The sequence below is a fragment of the Elusimicrobiota bacterium genome (assembly GCA_016788905.1).
Classification (GTDB): domain Bacteria; phylum Elusimicrobiota; class Elusimicrobia; order FEN-1173; family FEN-1173; genus JADKHR01.
The window spans coordinates 1-26,756 of the sequence record JAEURZ010000023.1; the positions used below are offsets into that span (position 1 = coordinate 1).

Below are 26,756 nucleotides of genomic sequence, written 5' to 3' on the forward strand. Positions count from 1 at the left end.
GGTGATGGCAGCGGGGTTAGCTCTTTTTAAAGGATTACATTACGGGCTAATGTTTATTCAATTTATTCTTGGGAGAGGAGAACGACCCGTTCTTTCGTTGTCTGGGTTTGTTAAAGAATTTAGCGTTTTCCTTCCCTATGTTGTTCTCCCTTTATTAGCCCATAGCACGATTATTTTTTCAGCGGGGGCTCTTGTTTCGGCTTATCTTCATTATTCTTACGACAGCAAACTTCTTAAGGCTGAAAAAACGGCTGGGGCAATCGTTGATAAAATAAATGCCACGACGGATCCCACTGAAAAGATGGCGTTGAATGCTGTGGTGGGGGACTTGATGATGAAAGGGCGGGTTTCGGATTTGAATCTGAAACTCGTTTCGGGGGGGAGTGCCTATTGGACCCAACAGGATTTGGTTCAGACGTTGATGGGGTATGGGGATGGTCAGGCGGCTGAAGCCCTTCAGAGTTCTGAAGCGAAATTTAATGCCCTCATCGTTTTAGCTAAAATGATGGTTCAGGAAGGCCAGGGGCCGGGGGTTCGGATGACTTTGGACCTGATGAACTTCACATCGTGGGAGAAAGAAGTGCAGGAAACCGCTAAAACGATGATTGCGGGGTTAACAAAAGCGGGGCAACCTATTTTGATCTTGCACGGGACAGGGGACACTAACACCGTTTTGGGTGAACTTGGGCTTACCTTAAATCCGGCCCAAATGGATCTGATCGACACGCAAGAAGCTGACCCGGGGATCTCCATGAGGCAAGTCGTTTTGGATTACAACGCCCGAACCAGTGGGAAGGGTGTTCCCCTGGCGTCCAAGGTATTGGTTCAGAGTGATCAATCGATCTTAATGGACCTAAATGGGTTTCAAATACAGAAATACAGTGATCTGAGCAAGGCCATTCAAAATGCGATTGATACGATGATCGCTGTCTTGCAATCCGCGTAAATAGTAAACCTCCCCTCATCCGCCCCTTTGGGGGCACCTTCTCCCACAGGGGGGAGAAGGAAAGTCACAATCTTTAGCGCTCTGAAAGTTTTGGATGGACTGAAGTCTTCCGTCGACGACATTCCATCCCCCTGCCGTTCCCACACGGCATTTCTCGCTAGCGCAGTCACCAGAGGGCGAGGGAAATTCCTTCCACGTGCTCAAGAGACACCCCAGGAAAGAAATGGTTGTTGTTAATTATTTAAATTGAACGTATAATAAACATTGAACGTACGTAATTGGTGAGGATACGGACAATGCCTATGGTCACTTCCCCGGGGTTACAAAATATCTTTGGGGACAAATCATCTCTCGTCATTCGGGCTCTTCTCCGGCAGCCGGACCGACATTGGACGACCCGACTTCTCGCTAAAGAAGGAGCGTCGCTGGGGCTTGTTTCTCTCGTTTTAGCGGACCTCGAAAGTTCCGGGTTTGTTGTTCGACATGCCTCGGGACGATTTAGTTATGTGGTCCTCACCCAACCGAAAAAATTACTCGAAGCGTGGACCCAGTCCTACCGATTCAACAAAAACCCTCAGGCTCACTTCTACGCGCCGGACCCCAAACTCGTGTCCAAACTTCGAAACCACTTTGTTTTGAAAAAAATTCCCTATGCGCTCACGGTTTTTAGCGGGGCTAATTTAGTGGCGCCTTATCTTGTGAATAACGACATTTCTATTTACGTTGATGTTCCCGAAAAAATAGCCGAACAGTTTTTTTGTGATCTTCAAACTCACTTTACGCTTGTTCCTCCCAAAGCTGGAGCGAACGTTCATTTCGCTTTACCCATTTATAAGAGCTCCGTATTTCGCGATTCCCAAATTGTTTCCGGGTTCCGCGTGGTTTCAAACCTTCAACTCTATTTGGATTTGATGAATCACCCCCTGGGGGGAAAGGAACAAGCCGATTGGTTAGCGGATCGGCTAAAAGAACTTAAAACACCCCTGATGGGTGGAGAGGGGAAATGACCCCTTACGAAGTGGCCTTTCATGAAACACTTTTGGCGCTGGGGCAAAACAATTTAAACAACCTGGTCATCGTCGGTGGTTGGTGTCCTTACCTCTACGCCAAATACGTTTGGCAGAAACAGGCTCCAGAAATCATGACAGTGGACATCGATTTTGCCGTAAAACATATGACCCCGGACCGGTTTTCCGAGCCTGTTTACAAAAAGTTACTCGCCGCCCATCTTGTCCCTCGACGGATGGATTTGGACGATGACAACAAATTTCATTTTGCCTACATGGCCGAGCGCGTTATGGTCCCCATCGATTTCATCACTGAGCCTGATGTTCTTCCCAAAGGACAAACTTCCTTCAAAAGGCCCTATGTGGCGTGTGACGCAGTTCCCGAAGTTGCGATCGCATTAAAGCCAGAACCGGTTAAGCACACAGTTCACTATAAGCACAAATATCTCTCCATTCAAATCGCAGCACCTGAAGGATTATTGCTTTCAAAAGCTCTCCTGATTGAACATCGCCTCAATTCTTCGAAGACACCGAAAGATCTAGCAACCATTGCTTTCCTTATGCGTTACTCGCCGGACCGGCACCAACTATTGAATAATATTGTAAAACTTAAGGGTCACTCCGACACCAAGGAAGCAGGGCGCATCCTGAAGAATTTCGTGGGGGATGAGCGCCAACCTGGGTTCGGGATGTTGAGGGATTATTTCTCGAGATGGAATGTGCCAAAAGACCTCATTGATGAACAAATTAAATTTACTTTCGATCCTTTGATTTCAGCTCTTGTTTCACAGAAGAAGCGTAGTTCAGTTTGACCCAGAAATCGGGCGTATAGTTCTCTGTTGAAAAATGGAGATTCCTATTCAGTTTCAATAGTTTGAAAGGGAGGTAAGATGACGGAATCAATTCATGGACATGATGTGATGCGGATGATGGTGGAAGCGAATCGGGCCTTTACAGAAGGGCAACTGAAAGAAGCTATTGCCGCCAAGTTTGGGAAGGACGCGCGGTTTCATACCTGTTCGGCTTCCGAGATGACGGCGGAGGACTTGATTGGGTTTTTGCGGGCGCGAAGTAAATTTATCGTTTCGGACGACACCGTGGCCATGAAGGCGGAGAATATTTGCGATCACGAATGAACTGGGTTTATCGTTTAGAAAAGAGGGCATGCCTGTGCGTTTGTTGAGTAAGTTAATTAGGCAAGTACGTCCCCTATCGTTTTTGGGGTCCCTTATGGTTTTATGGGGTGGGGGTGCTTTACTGGCTTCGGGGTCCCATGTGCGGGTGGAATTGTTGGCGGAGCCGGGGGCAGTGGTGGCGGGGGGGGAAGCGTTTTGGGTGGCGGTGCGGTTGGATCACGATCCGGGGTGGCATACGTACTACAAGGAGCCGGGGGATTCGGGGTTGCCGACCAAAATTCGGTGGGAGTTGCCGGAAGGGTTTTCGGCAGGGGAGATTCGCTGGCCGGTGCCCCAACGGATTGAGTTGCCGCCACTCGTCAATTATGGGTATGAGGGGCAGGCCTCGTTGCTTGTTTTGATGACGCCTCCGGCGGAGATCGTGGGGGAGAGCGTTACGTTGAAAGCTCAGGTTTCTTGGCTGGAATGTTTGGAAGCTTGTGTGCCTGGGAAAGCGGACGTTGCGGTGACATTGCCGGTATCGGATTCGCCAGTGACGCCCACGATGGAGATGTCTTTGTTTTTTAATGAGGCACGGGCTCTCTTGGAAAAGGTTAGCCCCTCTCGGGTTGGCGGGGAGGGGGCGCTGGGGGGTGGGCTCACTATTTGGTTGGCGGTTTTATTGGCCTTTTTCGGCGGGGTGTTGCTTAACCTGATGCCCTGTGTTTTGCCGGTGTTGTCCATTAAGTTTTTGGGGTTTATCGAGACACCACGGGAAACCCTTCGTTGGCATGGGGTGCTTTACGGGGTTGGGGTGTGGGTCTCCTTTTTGGTTTTGGCTGGTGTGTTGATTTTTCTGCGGGCGGGTGGGGAAAAGTTGGGGTGGGGGTTTCAACTTCAATCGCCCTTTTTTGTGGGGATACTGGCCGCCCTCTTTTTTACCTTGGCCCTTAACCTGTTGGGTGTTTTTGAGATCGGGACCTCCCTGATCGGATTGGGTGGACTGTTGGGGGGAAAGTCGTCGGCCAACGCCTTCTTGAGCGGGGCTTTGGCGGTCTTGGTGGCGACCCCTTGCACGGCACCTTTTATGGGGCCGGCCTTAGGGTATGCGCTGACCCAATCGGCGGGGATTTCCTTAGTAACTTTTTCCGCCCTTGGGGTGGGGATGGCGTTTCCCTATGTTCTCCTTTCTTTTTTTCCGGGTGGGTTACGGTGGATTCCTAAGCCTGGCCCATGGATGGTGACCTTAAAGCAGGGGATGGCTTTCCTCTTCTTTGCCACCTGCCTTTGGATGGTGTGGGTGTTGGGGTTGCAGGGTGGGGTAGGGCTGGTGACCAAGGCCCTCCTTATCTTTCTTGGGATTGCGGTGGGGGGATGGTTGGCTGGGTCCGTGGCGGGGCGGGCGCGGTCGGACAGGGGCCGATCGGGGGTACGGTGGATGGGGGCCTTGATTGGGATTGGTTCCGCTCTGGGGCTGTTATCGTTTCGTGGGGCGGTTCTTACGGCGGTCTCGGCAGAGGATGCCTTTTCCCAGGAGCGGGTGGAAACCCTTTTGGCTGAGGGGCGGCCTGTGTTTGTTGATTTTACCGCGGCGTGGTGTATTACGTGCCAAGTGAATGAAAAGACGACGCTCTCTACCCAAAAAGTTCAAAACGCTTTTCAGAAATACAACGTGGCTTTTCTCGTGGCGGACTGGACCAACAGTGACCCGGCCATTACCCACGCCCTGGAACTTTTTGGGCGGGATGGTGTTCCACTTTACATACTCTACGTGCCGGGGCTGGAACCGCGTGTTTTACCAACAATTCTAACCCCGGACATTGTATTGGATGCCTTAAAATCTCTTCATCAAGGGAGTTCTTCATGAAAAACTGGATTCGTTCGTTCATGGCCATTGTGTTGTGCGCCACCGCTCTTCCCGCCCTGGCGCTGGAGTCGGGAAAACCTGCCCCGGATTTCAGTCTGACGGATATTCACGGAAAAAAGCAAACCCTCTCGAAAATGAAGGGGAAATTTGTTGTGCTGGAATGGATTAACCACGACTGCCCTTTTGTGAAAAAGCACTACAACGGGGGCCACATGCAGGCCTTACAAAAAGAATACACGGGCAAAGGGGTGGAATGGGTTTCCATTTGTTCTTCAGCGAAAGGAAAGCAGGGGAACCTCTCCGCGGCGGAATGGGTGACAAAAAACGAAGAGAAGGGCGGCGCGGCCACCGCCATTTTGTTGGATCCCTCCGGCAAAGTGGGGAAACTTTATGTTGCCAAAACCACCCCACATATTTATATCATTGACCCCAAGGGTGTCTTAATCTACCAAGGAGCCATTGACGATACGCCGTCCACGGACAGCGAGGACATCAAAACCTCCAAGAATTACGTGCGGGCCACCCTGGATGAAGCCATGGCAGGGCACCCGGTCACCGAATCGAACACGAAACCCTACGGGTGCGGGGTGAAATACTAATAGCTGAGAGGGAGTATCGGAAATGCCACAGCGAAACGCGCAGAACCCGATCAAGATAGGAAAAACATTTGGCGCTGGGGCTGTTCACCCGGAAACAGGGACGAAAGGCCCGAAAAAGGGAGGCGCCGGAAATGGGCACTGCCCTGCCTGTGGCGCACCCGTGTCTGCCAAGCCAGGGTTTCGGTTTTCGTCTTTAACGTGCCCCAAGTGCGGGGCGTCCATGGGAAAAAAGTAAGGATCTGTGGGGGAGGTCGGTCCGACACCATTCAACATCCGGATGGACAAAAAGACCGTAGGGGCCATGGTCAAACTGTATTGCGGTCGGACCCACGGGGCCCCACAGGAACTTTGCCCGGACTGTAACCATTTACTGATGTATGCCCACCATAAATTAGACCGTTGTTTCTTAGGACGGCGAAAAACCACCTGCGCCAAGTGCCCCATTCATTGTTACGGTCCCGTTGAACGGGACGCCATGCGCCATGTGATGAGAGAGACAGGGCCCCACATGTTTCCACGGCACCCGTGGCTTTCCTTATGGCACGCCTGGCAAAGCTTACGGGGTATGCCACAGGTGCGGAGCGGCAACCGACGTCAGGTTCCCCGAGGAGTTGCGAATGACCATTCTTCAACAGTTAAATGACGACCACGCTTATTTCAAAGAAGTCTTTGTGAAGCTGGGGGACCTGGCCACCGCTCCTTCCAACGAGGGGAATGAAATTCAGGCTTCCGAATTGGTTCAAGACTTTCGGAGTCGGCATAAGCTCCATTTGCGGAGAGAAACGGAGGTTCTTTTCCCAGCCTTGTTAGATGCCATTCAACGGGACATGTCCACGATTAAGCCGGCGGCGGTTCTCCACCACTTACAAGAAGAACATGGTGGCATTGGAAGAATTGTTTATCTTTTAGAGCAGGAGCTCTCGATGACCCCTGCCGCCCCGGCGTGGATCACGAGTTTTCAGAAACTGGTGGAGGTTTTGGTTCCGCACATGAAAGACGAAGAAGATAATGTTTTTCCGGAAGCGTACAAATTGTTGCCCCAGGAACAACTGATCCGGATGGCCCAAGAGGTCAGTTTTTCTGCGGTGTAACATTTTTTTTTGTACACTGTAGATAACATTTGAATACGAGGAGGCTTTATGGGAAAAATGGCTAAAGCATTTGTTACGGGGTTGGGATTAGCGTTGGCGGCCACGGCAGGAGCTTTTTTACTGTACAAAAAGAACCCAAAAGTTCGTCGAAAAACTCAGGTTTGGGCTGAGAACATGAAACGAGAAATAAAAACAACTTTGAGTGAATTAAAAGAAGTGAACCAGGTTAATTTCAAGAAAACCGTTGACCAGGTGGGGGAGCGTTACAGCCGAATGAAAGAAGTAAACAAGGGTGAGTTGGCTGGGTTGCTTTCCGATCTTAAAGAATCTTGGGGTCATTTCAGCAAGGATCTTTCCACCTTAAAGAAAGACTAACCGAGTTTAGCGTTTTAGAAAGTTTGCCTGGGGTTTGGTTTTACTCTGGGTCTTCATTTCGAATGTATCGTATTATCCCTCCGCCAACCCTTTTCGTCAGAACGGGGGTTAGCGGAGTATTCTTCCTATAGGAATCCAACTCACATGAATATTCTTAATTTATCCGAAATTTTTCCTGCGATTTTGACTGGGAAAGGTATTATCGCTTATTCGTTTTCCGCAACTGTTTGGTTCGTTCTGACTTTTTGTGTTTGGGGTTTAAGTCGGTGGGGATTACCTCGGTTAAAAAAAATAACTTCTTTGTCGGACACGAATTTGGATGATTTGCTGGTGGAAGGCATTGCTCGCCACATGCCGGCCTTTCTTTATTTTGGTGCTTTTGCGATCGCCCTGAGCCCGTTGGAACTGTCGCCGTTAATGACCCGGTTGGTGCGGGTGTTCGGGGCCCTCTGGCTTTTGCTGGCGGCGGTTCGGTTGGCCAACGGACTTTTAAAATTTCTTGTTTTTAACGTTTGGCTTCCCCGTCACGGAGATGAAACCCTCACCCGAAAATTAAAAACCCTGGCGCCTTTTCTGAGCGTCATTTTGTGGTTGGTGGGTACCCTCGTTTTATTGGACAATTTCGGGTTTAAACTGTCAGCAGTCATTACAGGGTTGGGCATTGGGGGCATTGCGGTGGCCTTGGCTTCCCAAGCGGTGTTGGGGGACCTCTTCAGCTACTTTGCCATTCTCTTTGATCGGCCTTTCGAAGTGGGGGATTTTATCATCGTGGGTGACATGATGGGTGTGGTGGAGCATATTGGCATTAAAACCACGCGGATTCGCAGTTTGGGCGGGGAACAGTTGGTGTTCTCGAACACGGACTTAACGGGATCGCGCGTTCGGAACTACAAGCGGATGCAGGAACGGCGGGTTTTGTTTAAAGTGGGGATTACGTACAACACACCGATGGCCGTGATGAATGAGGTGCCAGAGTTATTGAAAACCATTGTCAAATCCGTGGAACGTACGCGGTTTGACCGGGCCCATTTTGCGGCGTTTGGGCCTTCCAGTTTGGATTTGGAAATTGTGTATTACGTTCTTTCCCCGGATTATAACGTCTACATGGATATTCAGCAAAATATTAATTTCGCCATTAAAAAGGGGTTTGAATCCCGCGGAATTGATTTCGCGTTCCCGACCCAGACCATTTACATGGCGGGTGGGCAGACGCCGCCGGTTCCTGCGAAAGGGTGAAGAAAAAACTGAGTCTCTTAGGTCACAGGGAAACGGTTTAAAAGGAGTAAAGAGGAACAATTAGCTTTTTAAGTTCTTTTTTTATCGACCCAGCGGGCCCAGAGGGATAAGACTGATTTTAGGAACATTTGGTCTCCCGCTATTCCTACCACCAAAATAATGACGTTCAGCAGGCCGAAGAGTTGGATCGGTTGAAAATGCGAGAGCGTTAATACCCCGAAAGCGGTTCCTAAAATGACTGTTGCCGAAATGGAGGCTTCGCCTTTTTCGTAGGCGGTTTCTTCCAACGACTGGGCCGCGGTCATCCCCTTCTTCCGTCGTTCCCCAAAAGCCACGAAGAAATGAACCGTGTCGTCGACGATGATCCCGAATGCTGAGGCCGCGATGAGGGAGGTGCCCGTATCCAGCGGGATGCCGAACCGGCCCATGATGCCAAAGTTCATTAAGATGGGGAAAATATTGGGCAACAAAAAGAGCAGGGCCATCCCCCAGGACCGCAACACCAATACCATGACCAACCAAATCGCTATTACCGTTGAGGCAATGTTGTTTAACTGGTCGTCCACCATGACCTTCATGGTGCGGACACCCAAAGCCACGCCACCTGTAATATGAGATCGGACATCCGGGATGGGGTGCCGGTCCAATATGGCGGTGAGTGCATTGAACGTATTTCGGGATTCGATGGAGCCGGGCGCGTGGGCGCGGATCATAAACCGGGTTGTATCGAACCCGGGGCTCATGTAATCTTCCAAATCGTCTCGGCCGTAGAGCAGGAGGTATTGTTCCAGCATGCGGCGGTTTTTTGGCAAACGGTATTCTGACGGGTCTTCCCCATGGAAGGCCTTATTCATTTCCTTCAAATAGTCTCCGAACCCGATGGCCGAATGGATGGAGGGAAGGGCTTTCATTTCCTCCTTGATTTCTTCCAATTGGGCCAGGAGTTTGGGCTCTTTAAAAGCATCGCGGGTCGATTGGAACGCCACGTCAAAGGGTTCCATGCCGGCGAGATTTTCACGGACGAAGTTGATGTCTTGCCGAAGAATGGAATGGGGCTTAAACATCTCTTCTAAATTCGTGTTGATTTGGAGGTTCTTGACTTGGAAACCCGCCCAGATCATACCGGCCGTGCAAATCAGAAGGGGCCACCAGGGGCGGCGGGTTACCGTTCGGTGGATCCAACGCAAGAATTGAGGGATTTCTCGTTCCTGATGGACTTCGGGATCCCGGTAGACACGGTCGGGGCGAACGTAGACCAGCAGGGGAGCCACCAACCCGAACGAGACGATGAACTCGAAAAACATGCCGGTGGCGGCCAACCAACCAAAACTTCGGATGGCGGAGACACTGTTAAACGTATATGAGAAAAAACCGATCCCCGTGTTGATGCTTGTCAGCAGGCAGGGGAACAGAATTGACCGGAGCACCCGGCCCAGGGCCTGGCGTGGATCCCCACCGCTTTCCGTCAAATGACGGCGATCCAGGTGTGTAAATATATGGACCAGGTCGGACAGGGCTAGCGCCATGACGAGGGGAATTACGGCTATGGACGCATTATTTATGGGGATTTTGGCTAGGCCGGCTAAACCCAATGTGGCTACCAAGGTGAGCACAATACCCACACCGGCCAGGAGGAGAAGGCGAAGGTTTCGAAACACAAACCAGATGGTTCCCATCGTTAAAAAGAGTGAAATGGGGAAAAACAGCGACGCATCTTCCTTCATATACTTCCCTAAATAATAATTTGTGAGGGGCCAGCCGGCGATCGCAAATTGGAACCCTTTTTGACGGTAAAGATCCAATTCCTCATTCACTGAGTCGAGAAGTTCACGCGTCTTTTTGTCGATGTCGTGGTCCTCCCCCGAGGCAACGTAGGGGGTAAAAACCACAATCGCTGTGGTTTGACCGTCGTCAGAGACAAGAACTTTTTGATAGAGAGGGTTGGAGAGGGCGCGCTGGCGGAGAGCCGTGAGGGCGGCTGGGGTGGAGGGGATATCGCGAAGGAAATCGTCCGCGTCGAACATATCCTCCGTGCCCCGCATGTCGGCCACGTTGGCGAGGCTCACCACGTCAGAGACGCCCTCTAAATTAATCAGGGTTTCGGTGAGTTCTTTTAGTTCGGTTAGGCGCCGTTCGGTAAAAAGGTCTTCTTGGTGATAGGCGATGACAAAGAAATCTTCTTTCTCGAATATCTTTTTGAATTCGTAATAGAACGTTGTGGCGGGGTCGCGGTCGACCACAAACTCGTAGGGGTCGTTGCGAGGTGTGAGTTGGGGGAGAAACGACCCGAAGAAACCGACAAACACGATTGTCCCCAAGGCCACCCATCCCGCTCGGGATGAAATGGTATGGGCGATGATATTAACGAACCGTTCACGCCAAGGGAGGGGGGGCACAGGGTAAGACTACGTTCAAAACGATCCGCCGTCAAGCCATTGATGTGGGGGGTTAGGCTTGGATGAGGAAAAAGAATATTTTTTGTAATTCCTTTTCAATGACCTTTCCTATAGAAACAAAATCAACGACACGAATCTTTTTTTCCGGGACCTGTATGACTTTCTGGGGTTCGTGTGTCCAGAATTCGATCGTTGGATACCCCGATCCGGACGAGAGCTCAAAGAGGGTTAAAAGGCGAAGGTATCCAGAGTCTGGATCAATGAGGTTAGGGGCATCGTTCAAACTTATTAGAATTGGGTTTGAGAGAACCGATAACCAACCGCCGTATCTTTGAGTCATTATTAACGTGTATTGAGAAATGAGATCGCGGTTTGTCTGGCCGTTGGGGGGGAGAGTTGTCACCAAAACCAGGCGAATATTTTTATCTTCCCTTTGTCTTTCAGCAATGATTTCGACGGCTTGTGCGGCTTTTTCGGCGGCTTCTTTATTTTTCCCATCAAGGATTGCGTCTATATTGAAGTAGACTGTTTTTGGGGTTTTATCAGAAGTGGGCGGATTGATTATGCCCGTCCAAAGCGTCGCTGTGGCGACGGTTCTTAAAATTTCATTATAGGTTTCGTGAATTTCGGTTGGGTTTAAGTTTCCAGCCAAACCCCAGGCGGTCAGGAGTAAGGATTGGTCTCGTTTTTGGTTTTCTTCCGAATCTCCCCTATTGGAGGGGTCAGAGATAGAGGAACCGGCGGCTCTCAGGATGGCCGCCATTTGTGCCGCTCGTTCTAAGCGTGATAAGGGGAGAACCTCTCCACTGGAGTTAAATAGAATGAACTGTTCCAGTTGGAAGGCTTCCCGCTGAAAGGGGCTGGACGAGTACCATTTGGGGTCCCCTTGACTGGCCAGAAGGAGTTCGGCCAATGCCCACCGGGAGAGGACCCTTCTGAACATTTCGTCCTCTTTCGCCGATTTAATAATGCCGCGGATGGAGTATTGAGTCATTCCTAAAAGTTCTATGGAATTGGCGTAAAATTCCAGGTTGGTTGGACTTATTTCATTACTTAATTGTTCGATAAATTCCAGATAGGGTTTTGCAGTCGTTGGGGGTTCAGGGGTAACCTCATAGTGGCGCTCCGTGTGGGAAAAACCAAATTGGAGGGGGCCCTCTGCGGTTGGCACGATTTGGTTTATGGCTGTCGTGAAATCGCTTAATTCCGGTTGGCCCTCCTTTATAATCGTAACTGGCTGGACCATGGGAACACTTTGCGTTGACATTAGATTTAAGTGTTTCAATTGACCTGGCCTTGATTTGGGTAGCGCCGCGTTTAATATTCTCCATTCTCTTTCTATTTTCTGATTTCGGATTGAATGCCGCCAGGTTCCCAGAAGAAATCCGACCAGCAGCAGGAAGGGGGCGTTCAGAACAGCGGCTGCCCCAAAAAAGGGAAGCATGACGAACCCCGTACTCGCCGTTCTCGATGCCAAAAACGATATACGCCAATGATGCCCTATCGCCCAGATGGCAAAAATTGGCTCATAGGAGAGGAATTTGATTACTTTTAAAAATTCAATTTCCGAAATTTTTCCATCAGGCTTAACGATGCCGGTCAGAAAATGGAGCAACATCATCCCCACAAAGAATAGAGGACCTAGACCGAAGGTGACTTCTGCCATTCCTTCGATCAAAGCCACAAGAGAATCCCCAGCAGGCGCAAATTCAAAATAGTTCATGCCCGCGATGGTGGCCAAGGCAACCCCAATATCTTCCAAATGGGCAATCAAGCGGGGGGAGCGGATGCCAAACCAGGTGAATAACCCTGCGGCACCCATTTCTTTTTGGGGTTTGGAATTGATTGTTTCCCAATCCTCGAGAGTGACTGTCCAGACGGGTACGCCCGCAATCATTTTAGCTTCACCCACGATTTCTTTTCCATTGAACATATAGGGGTCAGATTTTTGGCCTTGTCGGGCGGTGTTCAAGGGTCCGAAGGCGCTGTTGAGTTTATGTGAAAGCGCTACAGCTTTTCGTGTAGGGAGCCCCATCCTTTCCACTCCGTTTTTAGTGATGACGACATCGCCTGGACCGGGAGCTTCAGCTGAAAAATCTTCCGCTCGCTTTAGACCAAAAAGCATTTCCAATCGATCCCGGTCGGCCACGTCAATGGCGTAAGAAACTTGTGTGGATTGGGGGCCCAGGTAGACCTTTCGGATTACAACGCGAAGCCCGGGGTTTTCTTTGTCCATCAGGGTCAATTCACGATAAGAAGAATCATCATTTTCCCGAAGAATACGACTCACGCGATTAGCGGTGGTATCTGAAGCAACAAAATATTTTCCTAGCCCTTCACGATTAATAGGAACTTGAGTTTTCAAATCGATCAGCGGGTTTGTAGCGAATTGGTACACCGGTTGGGTTGTGCTGTGAAAATGAGATATAAGCTTAAAGGATCCCGGGGGAATAATTGTGGCGAGAGACTGACGATCCTCGTTCGTGGGAGCTCCATGGGATTTCCAGAAGGCGAGGCGGTCCTTTTTTTCTTGGGTTTCTTCAAACTCCCTTAGGGGTTTGCCTGTTCGGGGGCCTTGGCTTTCGTGGGCGAGTTCGTGGCCGAGACCCATCCAAAAAATGTTTTGCGCGAGGCGGGGTGATTTTAGGTCGAGAATTTGATTGTTGACCCCGATGAAACCGTTGCCTTGGTGGTCCTCGAAGAGGTGGGAGGAGTGGGTCAGCATGGCTATCACAATTTCGTCCGTGAGGGGAGGGGAATGGTTAAATTGTTCGGTGAGATATTTCTCTAGGGCCGTTTGAAACTCCTTACGGGACGCGTATCCGAAAGAAAGGTACGCGTCGAGGATCTCCTGAGCCGCATAAACTGTTTTTAGTCCTTGGGAGGAGGGAACATCCATTCGTCGAGCGTTTCGTTTTACGGTTTCTTTTACTTCGTTCAAGGTTTCGGGAGTGACCGCTTGCCCGGCAACAAGGGTTGGGCCCCCCTGAATCAGTTTCATACCTTCCGCATGGACCACGGGCGGGTGGGCAGGAGTTCTTGGCAACGAGGGGACGAGATAGTGTTCACCCAGAGACTTTCTTAGCTTGTCCCAGTTGTCCAGAAATATTTTTATTTCCGTTGAATAGGATGATAAATATTTCGATCCATACGTGGTGACATAAGCTTCTTCGATGATCGTTTGCATCTCTTCGCGTGGAACACTGTTCATACGGAGGACCAGCAAGCGTTCCAGAGAGGAGGGATTCAGGACCGGATGCCCCCACTGACGGCTGAACCGTCCGTTAAATAAGTCGTGAACTTCTCTTTCTTGGATCTGCCAACCGGGATTATGAAAACTATTTACGTCAAACCGGAAACCTGACGCCCCCCTATATTTAAAGTGCTTCAGGGAATCAACCCCGCTCATGGTGGGGAACGCCGCCAAATTGAGCAAACCATCAATTTCAGAAGTTTTTGATTGCAAGTCCTTGGTTTCCCCTTGAGAAACACTGAGGGAACGAAGAATCTTCAATTCATCATCAGAATCGACCTCAAGTTTCACGTCTGTAATGCAAAGACCCATTAATTCCAACCAGCGAAAGGTTACAAAATCACTGATCGTCGATTTGCTCAGCATTAAATGAACCCCTAGTCTTTTCTTACTTCCCCCATCGCTTTTGAGAAGTCGAAGGCGCGGCCCACTCCGTCGTTCATCAATGAGGGGGGGGGGAGGGGACAAAAGCACCCGGCGTTCAAAAACATTTCCATCCTCGTCTTGAACAAGTTCCGTAACCACTTCCGCCTTGAGAGAGTTGGCTCCTGACCAGAGGGTTCGTTTCTCATGTTCAATAAGTTTCCAAGATCTAAAATCGATGTTTTTATCCCGAATCGGGACAAAGGGCCCATAAAACATGGTGTGGGAATCTTCTAATTCTTTGATTGATTTTTGGCTGCTTGTGATCCATTGGATGGCTTCTTTCCGGACGACTTGGAGAAGAGAACTGGCGTTTTCATCTCGCAAACCAAAATTAAGCTGGTTCAGAAATTGAACCGAATCGGAATCCGAACTCACCCACCCTAAAACCTCAATGAGTGAAATAGCTTTATAGGTTTCCCCTGTGGTCAACATATGCGATATGTTAAATTTAATCGATCGGACGACACTATTGAGTTTCTTTGGATTGCCATTTAATACGGACCAGAGGTAATTTCGAATATTTCGGTAAGCCCCAAGCTCACGCCGGGGGTTAATGTATCGACGGATTTCATCGGGCAGGGGGGGAATCACGAGCCCGTTTGACGATTGAAAGTTACTGTTCATTGAAAGGGATATCCCTTCGGGTGTGACAAGATTTCTTTGAGGAAACAGGTTTTCCAAAAAGCGAGAGAACCCGCCACGAACATTCGTTAGAAGCCGTTGGAAGCCCTCTTTGCCATTATCTGGCAAAGAGGGAATGGCACGTGTGCCGTTGTCATCTGTTTTTAACCACTGAATCTTTCCTTTAAAAATAACCGTAAACAGAACTCCGGAATTCTCCCGGGATTGGACTTCCACTTCCATGCGTTTAAGCCGATCCCCCACGAGGGCAATTAAGCCAGCAAGATAGTCCTTGAGAGCCCGAAGAATTTCCTTATTATTGGACCCGTTGGGTTGGCGTTCCTGATTTACAACCGCGAGATGTTTTCCGACAAGATCCATATGCATTTGGCTGGGCAAGGGGGATGGATAATCCAACGCTAGGGCCCGTTCCGTGATCAGTGAAATGGGTTCGCCAGTGAAGAGTTTTTCGAGTGGGAGGGGATCGTGGGCGAAAACGTCGAGGTAATTTTTCTGCGGATCGATTTTTTCAATTTTGGGTGTCAGGACGATATAGGACGCCCCTTGGGATTTCAGGGTCTGCAGGAGCCCTTCGGTGTGAAAACCTCCGGCCACGAGAACGGCGGTGGGGGTTTGGGTTTCGTTCATTTTTTCGAGGAGAGCATTGGAGAGAGTTTTATCCCTGGCGAGGGCTAGGTGACAGAAATTTTCAAAGGGGGTTAGGAAGGCGGAAAAGTTTTCTGGAAATTGGACGGCATTAGGATCGTTTAACCGTTGGGGCAATTGGTGGGTTTCTTTTTGGCGTTGTGAATAGGCTTTCCAATCCTCCGGGGACATTTGGTTGTTAATCAGTTGGTGCAGACGTTTCGTGTCGACCGTTAAGAACACCAGTCTTTTTTGTTCGGGGGTTTGGGCCAATTTGTCTTGGGTGGTCTGTTCGAGAGCGCGCAGTTCTTTAAGAAGAGTGTCCCTCTTAATTTCCTCGGCGAGACCAACGTAATGGATGTATCTCTTTAATGTGGGGAACGATGACAAACTTATTCTCTGTTGGGTTAACAGATGCTCTAAGTAACTGTTGTATTGCCCGTGGGTGAGGCGCCCGGAACGATAGTTCACGCTTTGTTGGACAAGGGCATCGAGAGCGGGTTTGTCGAGTGTTTCCACCAAGCGGTCCACCAGGCGGAGACGGTCGCGCTCGACCGCTTTGAAATCCAATGATTCCTCTTGGCGAAGCGCTTCCAAGAATGTGGCGATTTGGGCGGGGACAGTGGATGTGCCACAAAGTTGGGAAAGGGTTTTGATATAGGCGCCGAGGCCTATTTGATTTTTTTCGTATGCGATGGATAGGCGATCAAAGGCTTTCAGGCCGTCCGAATAGATACCGTTTTTTTGGCCGGCCAACACCGTTTCGATTTGGGTCACAAGTTTTTGCGCCTGGGTGCGCTCCTTTAGAGAGGCTTTTACCGCAACGACGTTTTGGCGGTACAGGGACATTTCTTCGACACCCCACAGCGTGAGCGTTTTCGTTGAGGTGAGCGCCGCGTATTCCCCCGCGCCAATCAGATCTTTTTTTAGAAAAAAGTGCGCCACCCGTGAACGTATTTCAGCGTTGGGGTATCGGCGGAAATCATCGATGGAAAAGGCCCCACCCGCGCCTTCCAAACCAATCAGGGAAAGGTCGCTTCCTTCCGCCAGGTTTTGAATTATTTTCGCCATATTTTCTTGGGCGTCCAGGTAACCGTGGACATCCTGAATATGGATCACCAGGGGTGCGGAAGGCCGGGCCGAGAGGTGGACTTCCCGCACCGTTCCGTAAGGAGCGACCAGCGGCGTCACCCAATGGAGGGGATGTCGGGTGGGAATCGGGTCGAAATTCGTCGAAACAGGGGCCGAGAGGGTGAAGGGTTTAGGAACGATTTGGGCCAAAGTCGGGGTGGCGCTAACACCCGACAAGCTTGCGTAGAGGGGCCCCCGTCGTTCCCTAGCGGCGGCGCGGCGGGATTCCCAAAAGGCGTTTTCACTGGAATGCAGCGCAACCACATTCGTAAAAACGAATGTGCCCAAAACAAAAATTGATACCAAACGAGTAATTGGAGATTTCACAACCGGGAGTATACCAAGGAGGCTCGAAAGATTCCCTTAAGAAGTTGTAAACGTTTGGTTACATTTTTTTTGCGGTTGTCAAAGCCTGGAAAACAAACTAAAATTGTCACCATTCAACTTTTATGACCACACTCGCCCACACGGAACCCGCGCATTCCGACCACGCTGACATTGGCCAGATCGGGATTTGGTTATTTATTCTCTCCGAAATCATGCTCTTCGGGGGGTTTCTCTCGAGCTATTTTATGCTCCGATGGGGGAGTACCGTTTGCACCATCGGCACACCCGCTTGGCCCGCAGAGGGGTACACCGGGGGGTTGGCGTTGGCCACAATCAACACTCTTATTTTGATCACCAGTTCTTACACCATGGTGCGGGCCGTTTTGGCTGTAGAAAAACGCGATGATCGGGCCTTTTCTCGGTTTATGGGAACCACCATTGGGTTGGGAATCCTGTTCCTTTGCGTTAAAGCCATTGAATACAGTCTCAAAATTCATCATGGGTTTTACCCGCGCAGTCCTTTTATGGAAGCGAACCCGGGGCTCAATATTTTCATTTCCTTTTATTTCGCTCTCACGGGGTTTCACCTTTTGCATGTGATCATTGGAGTTTTATGGAACTTGTTTTTGAAACAATCGGCTAAGAAACGAAATTACTCTCCAGCGTTTGCTCGGAAAGTGGAATACGCCGGGCTTTACTGGCATTTCGTTGATGTGGTGTGGGTGTTTCTCTTTCCGTTGTTTTACCTCATATGACTGACGAAAGGTCTTCCACCATTCTTTTTGCGGGGTTGGTCTCATTCACCCTTTTAAGCGTTTTGGCGTCACGGCTCCATTTTGATCGGACGGGGGCGATCGTGACGGCTTTGGCCTTTGCCGTTGTTAAAGGGTTTTTGATTGGTTGGTATTTTATGCGCCTTAAATCCGCGGGGTGGATTGCACGAGGAGCGGTGTTCATTGGTATTTTGGCTGTGCTGATTCTTTCCATTGGGATTTTTCCGGATGTGGGGTTATTCAACCGATGAAGCGGCCTCTCCTTTTCATTCTGCTGGGTCTTGGTGTCCTCGCCATTGTGTTTGGGGGTTTTGCTTGGAATTGGGTAGCGGCAAAGCGGGCCGGGCCAGAGGCGTTAGGGAATGTGCCTTCCTTTAGTCTGCCGGCCGCGACGGCGGAGGGGGCGAGCGCCGTAAGTTTGGCCGATCTTCAGGGAAAAATCTGGGTTGCCAATTTCATTTTTACCCACTGCAGTGGGCCCTGCCCCCTCATGACATCAAAAATGGCAAAACTTCAGGGCGTTCTGCCAGACTCCGTTCAACTGATCACGTTCACCGTTGACCCCGATAGAGATGATTTGGATGTCCTGTCCGAATACGCCCGTCAATTCGAAGCGGATCCGAAACGGTGGTTTTTTCTTCGGGCCGAAAAACCTGTCCTCTACAAACTCGTTTTTGAAGGGTTTAAGCTTCCCATGATGGAAGATCCTTCCGCCGATTCAGGGTTTCGGGTGACGCACAGCACGCGGTTCGTGTTGGTCGATGGGCAAGGGCGGATTCGCGGCTACTTTGAATCCTCTGACCCAAGTTTAGAGAAAAAGATGACAAAAGCTGTTCAGGATTTAACGAAGGAAATGTCGTGAAAATTACGCGGGGATTTTTTGTGATTATCGCCTTGTCGGCTATTTTCTCAGCCGCTCTTTTTTATTTGTTCCGGGCGTATCCCATGATGCCCCTCGCTGCAAGCGCTGAAGCCTTTCATGTGGATCATGCCTTCAATATTGTGCTTTGGCTGTCTATCCCCATCTACTCGCTGGTCATGGCCGCCTTGATTTATGCTTTATTTGTTTTTCGATCTAAGGAAAACCAGGATGAGGGGGAAAAGTTTGCCGAGAGTCGTGGGCACTGGGTGGAGACACTTTGGATCGTTGCAAGTTTAGTGATTACCATTGGTTTAGCGGCCTTCGGATCAATAGAACTTCGAAAGCTTCACCTTTCCCAAAAACAGGCCGATCTCGAAATCAACGTCAATGCCTCCCAATTTTCTTGGGAATTTTATTACCCTGTTCAAGCGCAATACTCCATTCGTCTGGTTTTGCCTGTGGGCAAAAAAGCCCGTCTCATTTTCAAATCCGCAGACGTTATTCATTCCTTCTGGGTCCCTGAATTTCGGCTCAAGCAAGATGTTTTGCCAGGGAAAGTGACCCAGATTGTTATTACCCCAACTCTTTTAGGCAGTTATGAATTACGCTGCGCTGAACTTTGCGGCCAAGACCACACGGTGATGACCGCCATGGTCGACGTTGTTGATGAGCAGGAATTCCACAATCGTTTAGAGGGGGAAAGTTGGTGATACCTGGACTTTTGCGAGGAATTGCGGCCGGAGTTATTTCTTATTTGGGGTTCAACTTCCTTCTCATTCGTTTCGTGTCCGCGGAAGCGGCAGCGACCCTATCCTACGTTGTTTCAATTCCCGTTTATCTTGCTATCGGTGGGGGGTGGGCGGCTTTTCGGAGCTGGTTGAACGAAAAGGAAGAACCTGAATGTCATGGTTTTTCCCGTTTCTTTAATTTCAACACCGATCACAAGGTTGTTGGAGTTCAATACCTCTTCGCCAGTTTTTTCCTTTTCCTCTTTGCGGGGGTGATGGCCCTGATTATGCGAACGGAGCTGGCCCATGAAGGGATGCAATTCCTTTCCACGAAAACCTACGCAACCGTGATGGGGTCCCATGGGATTGGAATGGTCTTGGTCGCTCTTACCGCCATTGTGGGGGGATTTGGAAACTATGTCGTTCCCTTACAGATCGGGGCTAAAGACATGGCTTTCCCACGATTAAACGCTTTAAGTTTCTGGCTTCTTCCCCCAGCGGTCATTATTTTAATGGCAAGCCTTTTTAATGGAGGATTTGATTTCGGATGGACAGCGTATGCGCCTCTCAGCACAAAAGGTCCTGTCGGGAAGCTGTTTTTCCTCTTGGCGTTCGCCACGTCAGGTTTTTCTTCCATTTTCGGAGGTGTCAACCTGCTGGTCACCATCATCAAAATGCGTGCGAAAGGGATGTCTTTTTTTAGAATTCCCGTGTTCGTCCATTCCATTGCCGCCACCGCTGTGGTCATTGTCATTGCGACTTCTGTTGTCGCAAGTTCTTTATTCATGGTTATTTTTGATCGTGTCCTTAATACCTCTTTTTTTGATCCTGCCCGAGGGGGGAGCGTTATCCTGTATCAACATCTTTTTTGGTTTTATTCCCACCCCGCGGTCTATATCATGATTCTGCCGGCGTTTGGTCTCCTCCTGGAAGTTTTGCCTGTTTTTTCTCGCAAACCGCTCTTTGCCTATCCGCTCGCGGTTCTTTCTTTTTGGATTATTGTGTTCTTAAGTTTTGTTGTTTGGGCCCATCATATGTTCACCAGTGGCATGTGGGGATTATTAAATTTTCCCTTTCTCATCACGACGGAACTCATATCGATCCCGACGGGGATCATGTTCTTGGCCGCGATAGGAACCCTCTGGAGGGGGAAAATAAGATTCACCACACCCTTGCTCTTTGCCGTGGGGGTGATCGCAAATTTTTTAATAGGGGGGCTCACGGGTATCTTCTTGGCCGACGTACCGAGTGACGTTCACCTCCACGACACGCTCTTTGTCACCGCCCACTTCCATTTCACTATTGTGGGCGGGACCATTTTTGCTTTATTTGCAGGCGTCTATTACTGGTTCCCTAAGATTTCAGGGCGCCTTTACAGTGAGACCCTCGGGCGTTGGCATTTTGCCCTATTCTTTTACGGATTTAATGCCACCTTTATCCCCATGTTTTGGACCGGAACCCGCGGATTGCGTCGACGCGTTGCTGATTTCCCACCGGAAATGGGCCCAATTCAAATGTGGATCAGTGTTTCTGCTTTTATTATTTTTATTGCGGTCGCCATTTTCCTGTATAATATTTTCCGTTCCCTTAGAAAAGGAGCCCCAGCGGCCTCTTCGAATCCGTGGAACGCCCAAACATTGGAATGGACGTTGTCTTCCCCTCCGCCCCCTCACAACTTCGAGACCCCCCCAGAAGTCCATTCGTCCCCTTACAATTTCGGGCGACCCCTTTTATAAATCCGGATTGTCGGTAAGGTAAAGAAAAGGTAATATCCCCCATAATGAATGGATTTCGAATCAAGGAAAACATTGTTTATTGGCCGTCTTGGTTGATCCCGCAAGGAAAAACCGAAGACCAAAAAAGGCCCCCACTCCCTGCCGAGGTAGCTCAATTGGTAGAGCAATCGCTTCGTAAGCGATAGGTTTGTCGGTTCGATCCCGATCCTCGGCTGATTTTGATATAGACACAAAGTGAATTCGCCAAAATGAACGATTCTGCGTTGGACAATTCTCCCCAGCTAAAAGATTTCGGATTTCCGAAGAATTTTTGGTCTTCGGAGTCACTGGGAGATCTTTTCTCACGTTGTGTGGCGTTCACCCTTCCGGTGACTTACTTCTTAGTCAGTATTTCGTTTTACCTTCGAACCTACGACTCCGCCCAAATTAAGATAACGCTGACACAGTTGGGTGGCAGTATGGTCATCCTTTTCTGGGCTCTTCAATTGATTTTTCAAAAGAGATTCCCTTTTAGTAAAAAAGATCTTCCCCTGGTGGCGCCCTTCCTTGCCATTCTTGTCAGTGGCGTCGTCTCCTATCTCCAATCGTCCTTCCAAGCCGGGAGTTTAGAGGAATTTTTGCGCCGTGTTTTTTATTCGTTTATGGCTCTGATCGTGATCGCTGAATTCCGGGGAATGGATCGACAGCGGCGACTGATGCGGTGGTTGATCGCGGGGTTTGCGGTCACGGTTTTGTACGGGTTCATTCAATATTTTGATGGGCGGCTATTCCCCCCAGGAATGACAAAAGCGGGCTTGGATCCTTTTATTTGGCGCCAGGCATTTTCCTTGCGGGTCTTTTCAAGTTTTGGAAACCCCAATTTCTATGGTAATTTTCTTGTCATTATCACCCCCATCCTGATTGCCCTCTATTTCAGGGGAGGGGGAAAACCGTTTCGCCCCTTTCTCTTGATCGGTGTCCTGGTTCCTGTCGTTCTCCTTACCGACAAACTTTTCACCAACCAATTTGGAGGAATAACCGCTCAAAATCAATTTTGGGTGACGGGGGGGCTTTGGGCCTCGCTCCTTGTTGTTTTAGGTTTGATTTGGTGGAAAAGCCCCTCCGTTTCAGCCAGCGGGATGATGATCTTTATTGGAGCGACCTTCGTTAACCTCTACGCCACAGAAACGAAGGGGGCCTGGGTTGGGTTTGTCGCCGCCATTGTTTTTTCCGCACTATTGGTGGGCCTGTTCTTAGTCGGGCGCAAGGCCCGTCGCTTGACGTGGAGTCTCATGGGAGTCTCGCTCCTGGTTGCCCTTGCGGGCTTCATGGCCGTTCGTCACTACGCGCTCAAACGTTCACAGTCGGTGGATTTTCGAGTGTTCACATGGATTTCCACTTGGAACATGATTCGAAGTCAACCTTGGTTAGGAACAGGGATCGGAACTTTTAAATGGGCCTACCCAGCCTATCGACGACCGGAAATTATTTTATTAGAAGGCCGCTCGAACACGGAAACAGATCATGTGGAAGATGAATACTTGGAAGTTCTGTATGATGAAGGGATCGTCGGTTTTGGTATCTTCCTCTGGCTTATTCTGAGTGTGAGTGTTATGGGGATTCGCATGCTGCAACGGCTCACAGTGGAAGGACCACGCCCTCCTCCTGAACCCGCTTTTGATGATCGGGTCTATAAAGTGTTGGGTTACATGGGAGCCTGGTGGGCCGCCTTGGTCCATTGGTTAGTGGATGTCTCTGTGCGTTTTGTTTCCTCCGGTATTTTTTCTTTTTTTCTTCCAGCCCTTGTGATAAGTTTTGTGAGAAATGATCCCATGCCTGTTCATCAAGATTCGCCGAATCGATCCGATATTTGGATTCGATTGGGAACAGCCTTTATTTGGATGTCCTTCTTTCTTATCCCTGACGATACACTTCGCCCTTTGATCCGTCCCTCCGGGGTTCTTTATTTTGGAGCCTGTGTCATTCTCTTCTCGGAAATCATGGAACGTCGCCTCGGCCCAAAATCCACGGGACTGTCGAGAATTCCCTTTCTTGTATCCTCGGGTTTGTGTGTGGTCGGGGAATTGATGGAAATTCCAGCTCTTTTCCAATATGGTTTTAGCCCGGGACATTTGATTCGAATTTTCTCTGCGCTTATTTTTCTTTTTGTGTGGGTTTTGTTACGCCAGAGAGAAAGGGACACTTCCCAACCCATGGGCCCATCCCCCAACGGCGCCCGCATCTCTTTTTATCAATGGGTTTTGGCCGCAGGCGCATTGGGGGTATGGATCGTGGGAATTAATTTTTGGCGAGGCTATTTTCTAGCCGACGTGAGTCATAATGTTGCTATTTTTTTCTCGAAACAATCCATCTGGAACCGTTCCCCGGAATTTGAGGCTAAAGTGAACGCTTCCGGTTTTCCTCCGGATATGAAAAAAGAATACGAGCTCGTGGGGGGAGCTATTGAACATTACGAAAAAACGTTTCGCCTCCATCCTGGATTTCCGATGTCCGTGTATTTCATAGGAAATGTGCACAACGATTGGGGGTCCAATAGACTCGAAGCCTCCCGCCAAGCTCTCCAACGGGGGGAGAAAGATGCGGCCGAATCTTATCGCCTCGAAGCCATCCATCTTTGGGAAAAAGCCCTCAACGCTTACTCACGGGTGAAAGCCTTTGCCCCGAATTATGTTCAAACCCATCATCAAGTGGGTTTAGTGTATTTAAAAATGGGGGAAATGGAGGCGGGACGGGGAGAAAAAGACATCGCGGATCAACACTTTAAGAAAGCTCTCGAAAGTTTTGAACTGTATCGAAAGATTGATCCGGTGTTTCCACCGAATTATTACCGTATGTCGTATGTCCATTTCATGCGTGGAGACATCGTCAAAGCGGAAGAATCCTATCTGGGAGCGCTCGTCTACAACTCCACCAATGTGGTCGGACGTGTGTACGTGGATAGAAATGTTGAGACCTACAGTAATTTAGGTCGGCTCTTTTATGTCCAACTCGTCAACCAACACCCCGATCCAACCCAGATGCCGAAGGATTCCCCTCTGTTTTTAAAAGCCGAAGGGTATTATCTCAAAGCTCTCGAAGAAGCCCAAAAGTCCGGACAGGAAGAAGATTTTGGAGTCGAGCCCGCCAAAGCGTTGGCGGTCCTGTACAGTCGTGTGGGACTCAATGACAAAGCGCAGTCCCATTGGTTAAAACTTCGAAAACTGGCCCCAAATGATCCAGATGTGAAAAAAGTTTTTTCTCCAGTTCCAGCCTCTTCCCGGTAGTGTCCCGATCCGACCTTTTTTTTTATAAAACCCTTTTTCTTCTGGGTGCCGGTCTCCACACATTCGGTCCACTCTTTTTTTTAACCCAGACCACACAAAATCCGTACAGTATCCAAATTCTTATTGTCCAGTGTGGCGTATTGGCCCTATGGGCCCTTTTCGGGTTCTTTCTTTGGAACCGGCATTCCACTCTCCACCTCCCTAACTCAACGGTAAACATTCCATTATTGACGTTCGCTCTTTGGGCTTTGATGTCATGGGGGCTTTCTTTTTTTCAGCATGGTCTATTTTTTCGGTCGGGAATATTTCATGAGGGATTGCGTGGATTCATTTTTCTTTGGGTCAATGGAATCGGTGTTTTTTTTCTTTCGTCCATGGTCCCCCCAGGGTCCCAGACCGCTCGAACGCTTCGTCGTTTAATGCTGTTCGTTGCCAGCCTTTCAGCGGTTTACGGGGTCTCCCAATATTTAGGGTTTGACCCTTTATGGGGCGCGGAGATCAACCCCTTCGCCGGTCGCCCCGTATCGACCTACGGCAACCCCAATTTCCTCTCGACCGCGTTGGTTTTACTTCTTCCTCTCCTTCTGTATGAATACTATTCCGCACCCACACGAATAAAAACCTGGGGATGGGGAAGTTTGGGGTTGATTTATACGGCGGCACTCACGGCCACCATGACGCGATCGTCCTGGCTGGGCGCGGTGATGGGAATGGCTCTCTACCTTTATTTAGATCGAAACACCGTTCGTCGTTTTTGGGTCCGGACCGTGGTCTGGGGTGGGGGGGCAGGAATGATCACTCTTTTCTGGCCGGCCTCATCCCTTGGATCACCCCGTCCCCTGTCCCGATTGGGGGAACTGTGGACCGGGATCTCCGGAGCGCAGATTTACGGTTCGTGGCACCAACGATTACTCATTTGGCGATCCGCCTGGGACATGTGGACCGAACGTCCTATTGTCGGAAAAGGATGGGGATTGTTTGAACTGTTTTTTCCCTATTACCAGGGCCGGCTTTTTACCATTAAACCTTTCGATCTTTTCCGGACACACGCGAATAACGCCCACCAACTATTTCTTGAAATTGGGTCTCTCACTGGACTCATCGGGTTTGGCCTCTTTTTGTGGATCCTTCTGGTAACAATCTTAACCCATCGTCACTTCAAGAAACGGGAAGGCCCCCCCGCAAAACACTCCCTAGCGGCCGCGCTTTTGGCGGGGATGGGGGGCGTTCTCATTGATAACGCCTTGGGAAACGTTTCTCTGTTTTTTGCCATTCCGGCTTTCCTCTTTTTTTGGGTCTGGGGCCAATGGGCTGGGTTGGTGGGAGAAAAAACCATCATTGTTCCGCGCTCTTTAGTTCATCGACGTTTCATGTCTTTCGCCTTTCTTACTCTGAGCGTTCTGGGAATCGTTTTTCTGTCAAAAGGATTTGTTGCGGAAAAAACTTTTTTCAAAGGATTGAGATCTCAACAAACCCAGAGTCCTAACGGAAGCGAAAATTTATTTCTCCGATCGCACAAAACACTTCCGTATTCTGTCCACACCACTTTTGAACTGGGAAATATTTATCTGCAAAAAATGGTCGAAGCCGAAAACCGGGGGTTTCGTGGGGAAATCAAGGAAAACGCGGAACGAGCCGTCTCGTTCTATGGGAAAGGACTTCAATCCAACCCAAGTTACGATGAAATATTTTTCTCCCGTTCGAAGGCCCTCCGTTATCTTGGGCGTTACGGGGAAGCCGAGCTGGACCTGAGAATGGCCCTCTTAATCAATCCCCTTCGAAAAGAAACCTATTTAGCGCTGGACGAACTCCTGACTAAAAAGGGGAATACAAAAAAGGAGAGAATCGCGCTTTGGACCCAAGCGGTTGCTCATTTTCCAGATGATTTTAACGCGAGGTTTCAATGGGCTCTAACCCTAGAGGAGGGGGGGCAAATGAGTGAAGCGCACAACGCCTATGAATGGTGTTTGGCCCGTGATCTGGATCATGAAAAAGTCTGGGCCAAATTAAAAGAAAGTGGGCTTCCCGTGTCCCCCCAACTCCTGAAAGGAAGGGAACTTCTTTTTTTAATTCGATCCGAGGCGCGGGAAAACCGTTGGGAACGCGCCCATTCCCATGCGGAGGAGTTAATTGCTCTCATTCCCACATACACCCTAGCGCTCTTAATTGCCGCTGACACAGCGGCACAAGCCGAAAACGATTCAACCGCCATACAACGCTATCAGGAATTCCTAAAGCGTAGTCCCCAACATCCCGAAGCGCTCTCAAATCTTAAAAAAGTAATGGATCGATCTCCCGTTGACTCCCCTGCCGCCCTACAGTAGAATTTCCTCGTGACAACCGATCCCGAAGGGCCTCA

20 protein-coding genes and 1 tRNA gene are annotated in these 26,756 nt (G+C 49.6%); 19 read left to right on the top strand and 2 right to left on the bottom strand.

The features are described from left to right. Positions 1-49: 49 nt before the first annotated feature. From JNK54_09355 to JNK54_09405, 11 genes are all read left to right on the top strand, one after another. Positions 50-946 (top strand): hypothetical protein, encoded by an 897-nt coding sequence (locus JNK54_09355; GenBank protein ID MBL8024469.1) that lies wholly within the window; start codon positions 50-52, stop codon positions 944-946. 296 nt (positions 947-1,242) lie between these two features. After that, positions 1,243-1,953, top strand: a complete 711-nt coding sequence (locus JNK54_09360) for a hypothetical protein (protein ID MBL8024470.1) — start codon at positions 1,243-1,245, stop codon at positions 1,951-1,953. A gap of 11 nt (positions 1,954-1,964) precedes the next feature. Next, on the top strand, positions 1,965-2,765 hold the full coding sequence (locus JNK54_09365; protein MBL8024471.1) for a hypothetical protein: 801 nt from the start codon (positions 1,965-1,967) through the stop codon (positions 2,763-2,765). Positions 2,766-2,843: 78 nt separating this feature from the next. Next, positions 2,844-3,089, top strand: a complete 246-nt coding sequence (locus tag JNK54_09370) for a YecH family protein (protein MBL8024472.1) — start codon at positions 2,844-2,846, stop codon at positions 3,087-3,089. 94 nt (positions 3,090-3,183) lie between these two features. Continuing rightward, complete coding sequence (locus JNK54_09375) at positions 3,184-4,935, top strand: thioredoxin family protein (GenBank protein ID MBL8024473.1); 1,752 nt, start codon at positions 3,184-3,186, stop codon at positions 4,933-4,935. Beyond that, entirely contained in the window at positions 4,932-5,534 is a 603-nt protein-coding gene (locus JNK54_09380; protein MBL8024474.1) for a thioredoxin family protein, read from the top strand. Before JNK54_09375 ends, JNK54_09380 begins: the two co-directional genes overlap by 4 nt. 22 nt (positions 5,535-5,556) lie before the next feature. Beyond that, entirely contained in the window at positions 5,557-5,769 is a 213-nt protein-coding gene (locus tag JNK54_09385) for a hypothetical protein (protein ID MBL8024475.1), read from the top strand. Positions 5,770-5,811: 42 nt separating this feature from the next. Beyond that, positions 5,812-6,177 carry a nitrous oxide-stimulated promoter family protein gene (locus JNK54_09390; protein ID MBL8024476.1) on the top strand — a complete coding sequence of 122 codons (366 nt, stop codon included), beginning with the start codon at positions 5,812-5,814 and terminating at the stop codon, positions 6,175-6,177. Next, positions 6,152-6,625 (top strand): hemerythrin domain-containing protein, encoded by a 474-nt coding sequence (locus JNK54_09395; protein ID MBL8024477.1) that lies wholly within the window; start codon positions 6,152-6,154, stop codon positions 6,623-6,625. Before JNK54_09390 ends, JNK54_09395 begins: the two co-directional genes overlap by 26 nt. 57 nt (positions 6,626-6,682) lie before the next feature. Beyond that, positions 6,683-7,000 carry a hypothetical protein gene (locus JNK54_09400; protein ID MBL8024478.1) on the top strand — a complete coding sequence of 106 codons (318 nt, stop codon included), beginning with the start codon at positions 6,683-6,685 and terminating at the stop codon, positions 6,998-7,000. A 144-nt stretch (positions 7,001-7,144) separates the two neighbouring features. After that, a complete protein-coding gene (locus JNK54_09405; GenBank protein ID MBL8024479.1) occupies positions 7,145-8,236 on the top strand; it encodes a mechanosensitive ion channel family protein in 1,092 nt (363 codons plus the stop codon). 68 nt (positions 8,237-8,304) lie between these two features. Here the strand turns inward: JNK54_09405 and JNK54_09410 are convergent, their stop codons facing one another. Together JNK54_09410 and JNK54_09415 are read right to left on the bottom strand one after the other, a co-directional pair. Beyond that, the gene (locus tag JNK54_09410) at positions 8,305-10,632 is read right to left on the bottom strand and encodes an MMPL family transporter (GenBank protein ID MBL8024480.1); all 2,328 of its coding nucleotides are present in this window, start codon (positions 10,630-10,632) and stop codon (positions 8,305-8,307) included. A 52-nt stretch (positions 10,633-10,684) separates the two neighbouring features. Beyond that, positions 10,685-17,035: a hypothetical protein gene (locus JNK54_09415; GenBank protein ID MBL8024481.1), complete on the bottom strand. Its 6,351-nt coding sequence runs from the start codon at positions 17,033-17,035 to the stop codon at positions 10,685-10,687. A 122-nt stretch (positions 17,036-17,157) separates the two neighbouring features. Here JNK54_09415 and JNK54_09420 point away from each other — a divergent pair, with 122 nt between their 5' ends. The 8 genes from JNK54_09420 to JNK54_09455 all read left to right on the top strand — a co-directional run bounded on the left by JNK54_09420 (position 17,158) and on the right by JNK54_09455 (position 26,721). Continuing rightward, complete coding sequence (locus tag JNK54_09420; GenBank protein MBL8024482.1) at positions 17,158-17,790, top strand: cytochrome c oxidase subunit 3; 633 nt, start codon at positions 17,158-17,160, stop codon at positions 17,788-17,790. Continuing rightward, entirely contained in the window at positions 17,787-18,059 is a 273-nt protein-coding gene (locus JNK54_09425; GenBank protein ID MBL8024483.1) for a cytochrome C oxidase subunit IV family protein, read from the top strand. Before JNK54_09420 ends, JNK54_09425 begins: the two co-directional genes overlap by 4 nt. After that, entirely contained in the window at positions 18,056-18,670 is a 615-nt protein-coding gene (locus tag JNK54_09430; protein MBL8024484.1) for an SCO family protein, read from the top strand. The genes JNK54_09425 and JNK54_09430 overlap by 4 nt, the downstream gene beginning before the upstream one ends. Then, on the top strand, positions 18,667-19,380 hold the full coding sequence (gene coxB, locus JNK54_09435; protein ID MBL8024485.1) for a cytochrome c oxidase subunit II: 714 nt from the start codon (positions 18,667-18,669) through the stop codon (positions 19,378-19,380). The genes JNK54_09430 and coxB overlap by 4 nt, the downstream gene beginning before the upstream one ends. Next, positions 19,377-21,134 carry a cbb3-type cytochrome c oxidase subunit I gene (locus JNK54_09440; protein ID MBL8024486.1) on the top strand — a complete coding sequence of 586 codons (1,758 nt, stop codon included), beginning with the start codon at positions 19,377-19,379 and terminating at the stop codon, positions 21,132-21,134. The genes coxB and JNK54_09440 overlap by 4 nt, the downstream gene beginning before the upstream one ends. A gap of 140 nt (positions 21,135-21,274) precedes the next feature. Beyond that, positions 21,275-21,348, top strand: a tRNA-Thr gene (locus JNK54_09445). 34 nt (positions 21,349-21,382) lie between these two features. Then, on the top strand, positions 21,383-24,397 hold the full coding sequence (locus JNK54_09450) for an O-antigen ligase family protein (protein MBL8024487.1): 3,015 nt from the start codon (positions 21,383-21,385) through the stop codon (positions 24,395-24,397). Between the two features lie 317 nt (positions 24,398-24,714). Continuing rightward, entirely contained in the window at positions 24,715-26,721 is a 2,007-nt protein-coding gene (locus tag JNK54_09455; protein ID MBL8024488.1) for an O-antigen ligase family protein, read from the top strand. Positions 26,722-26,756 lie beyond the last annotated feature (35 nt).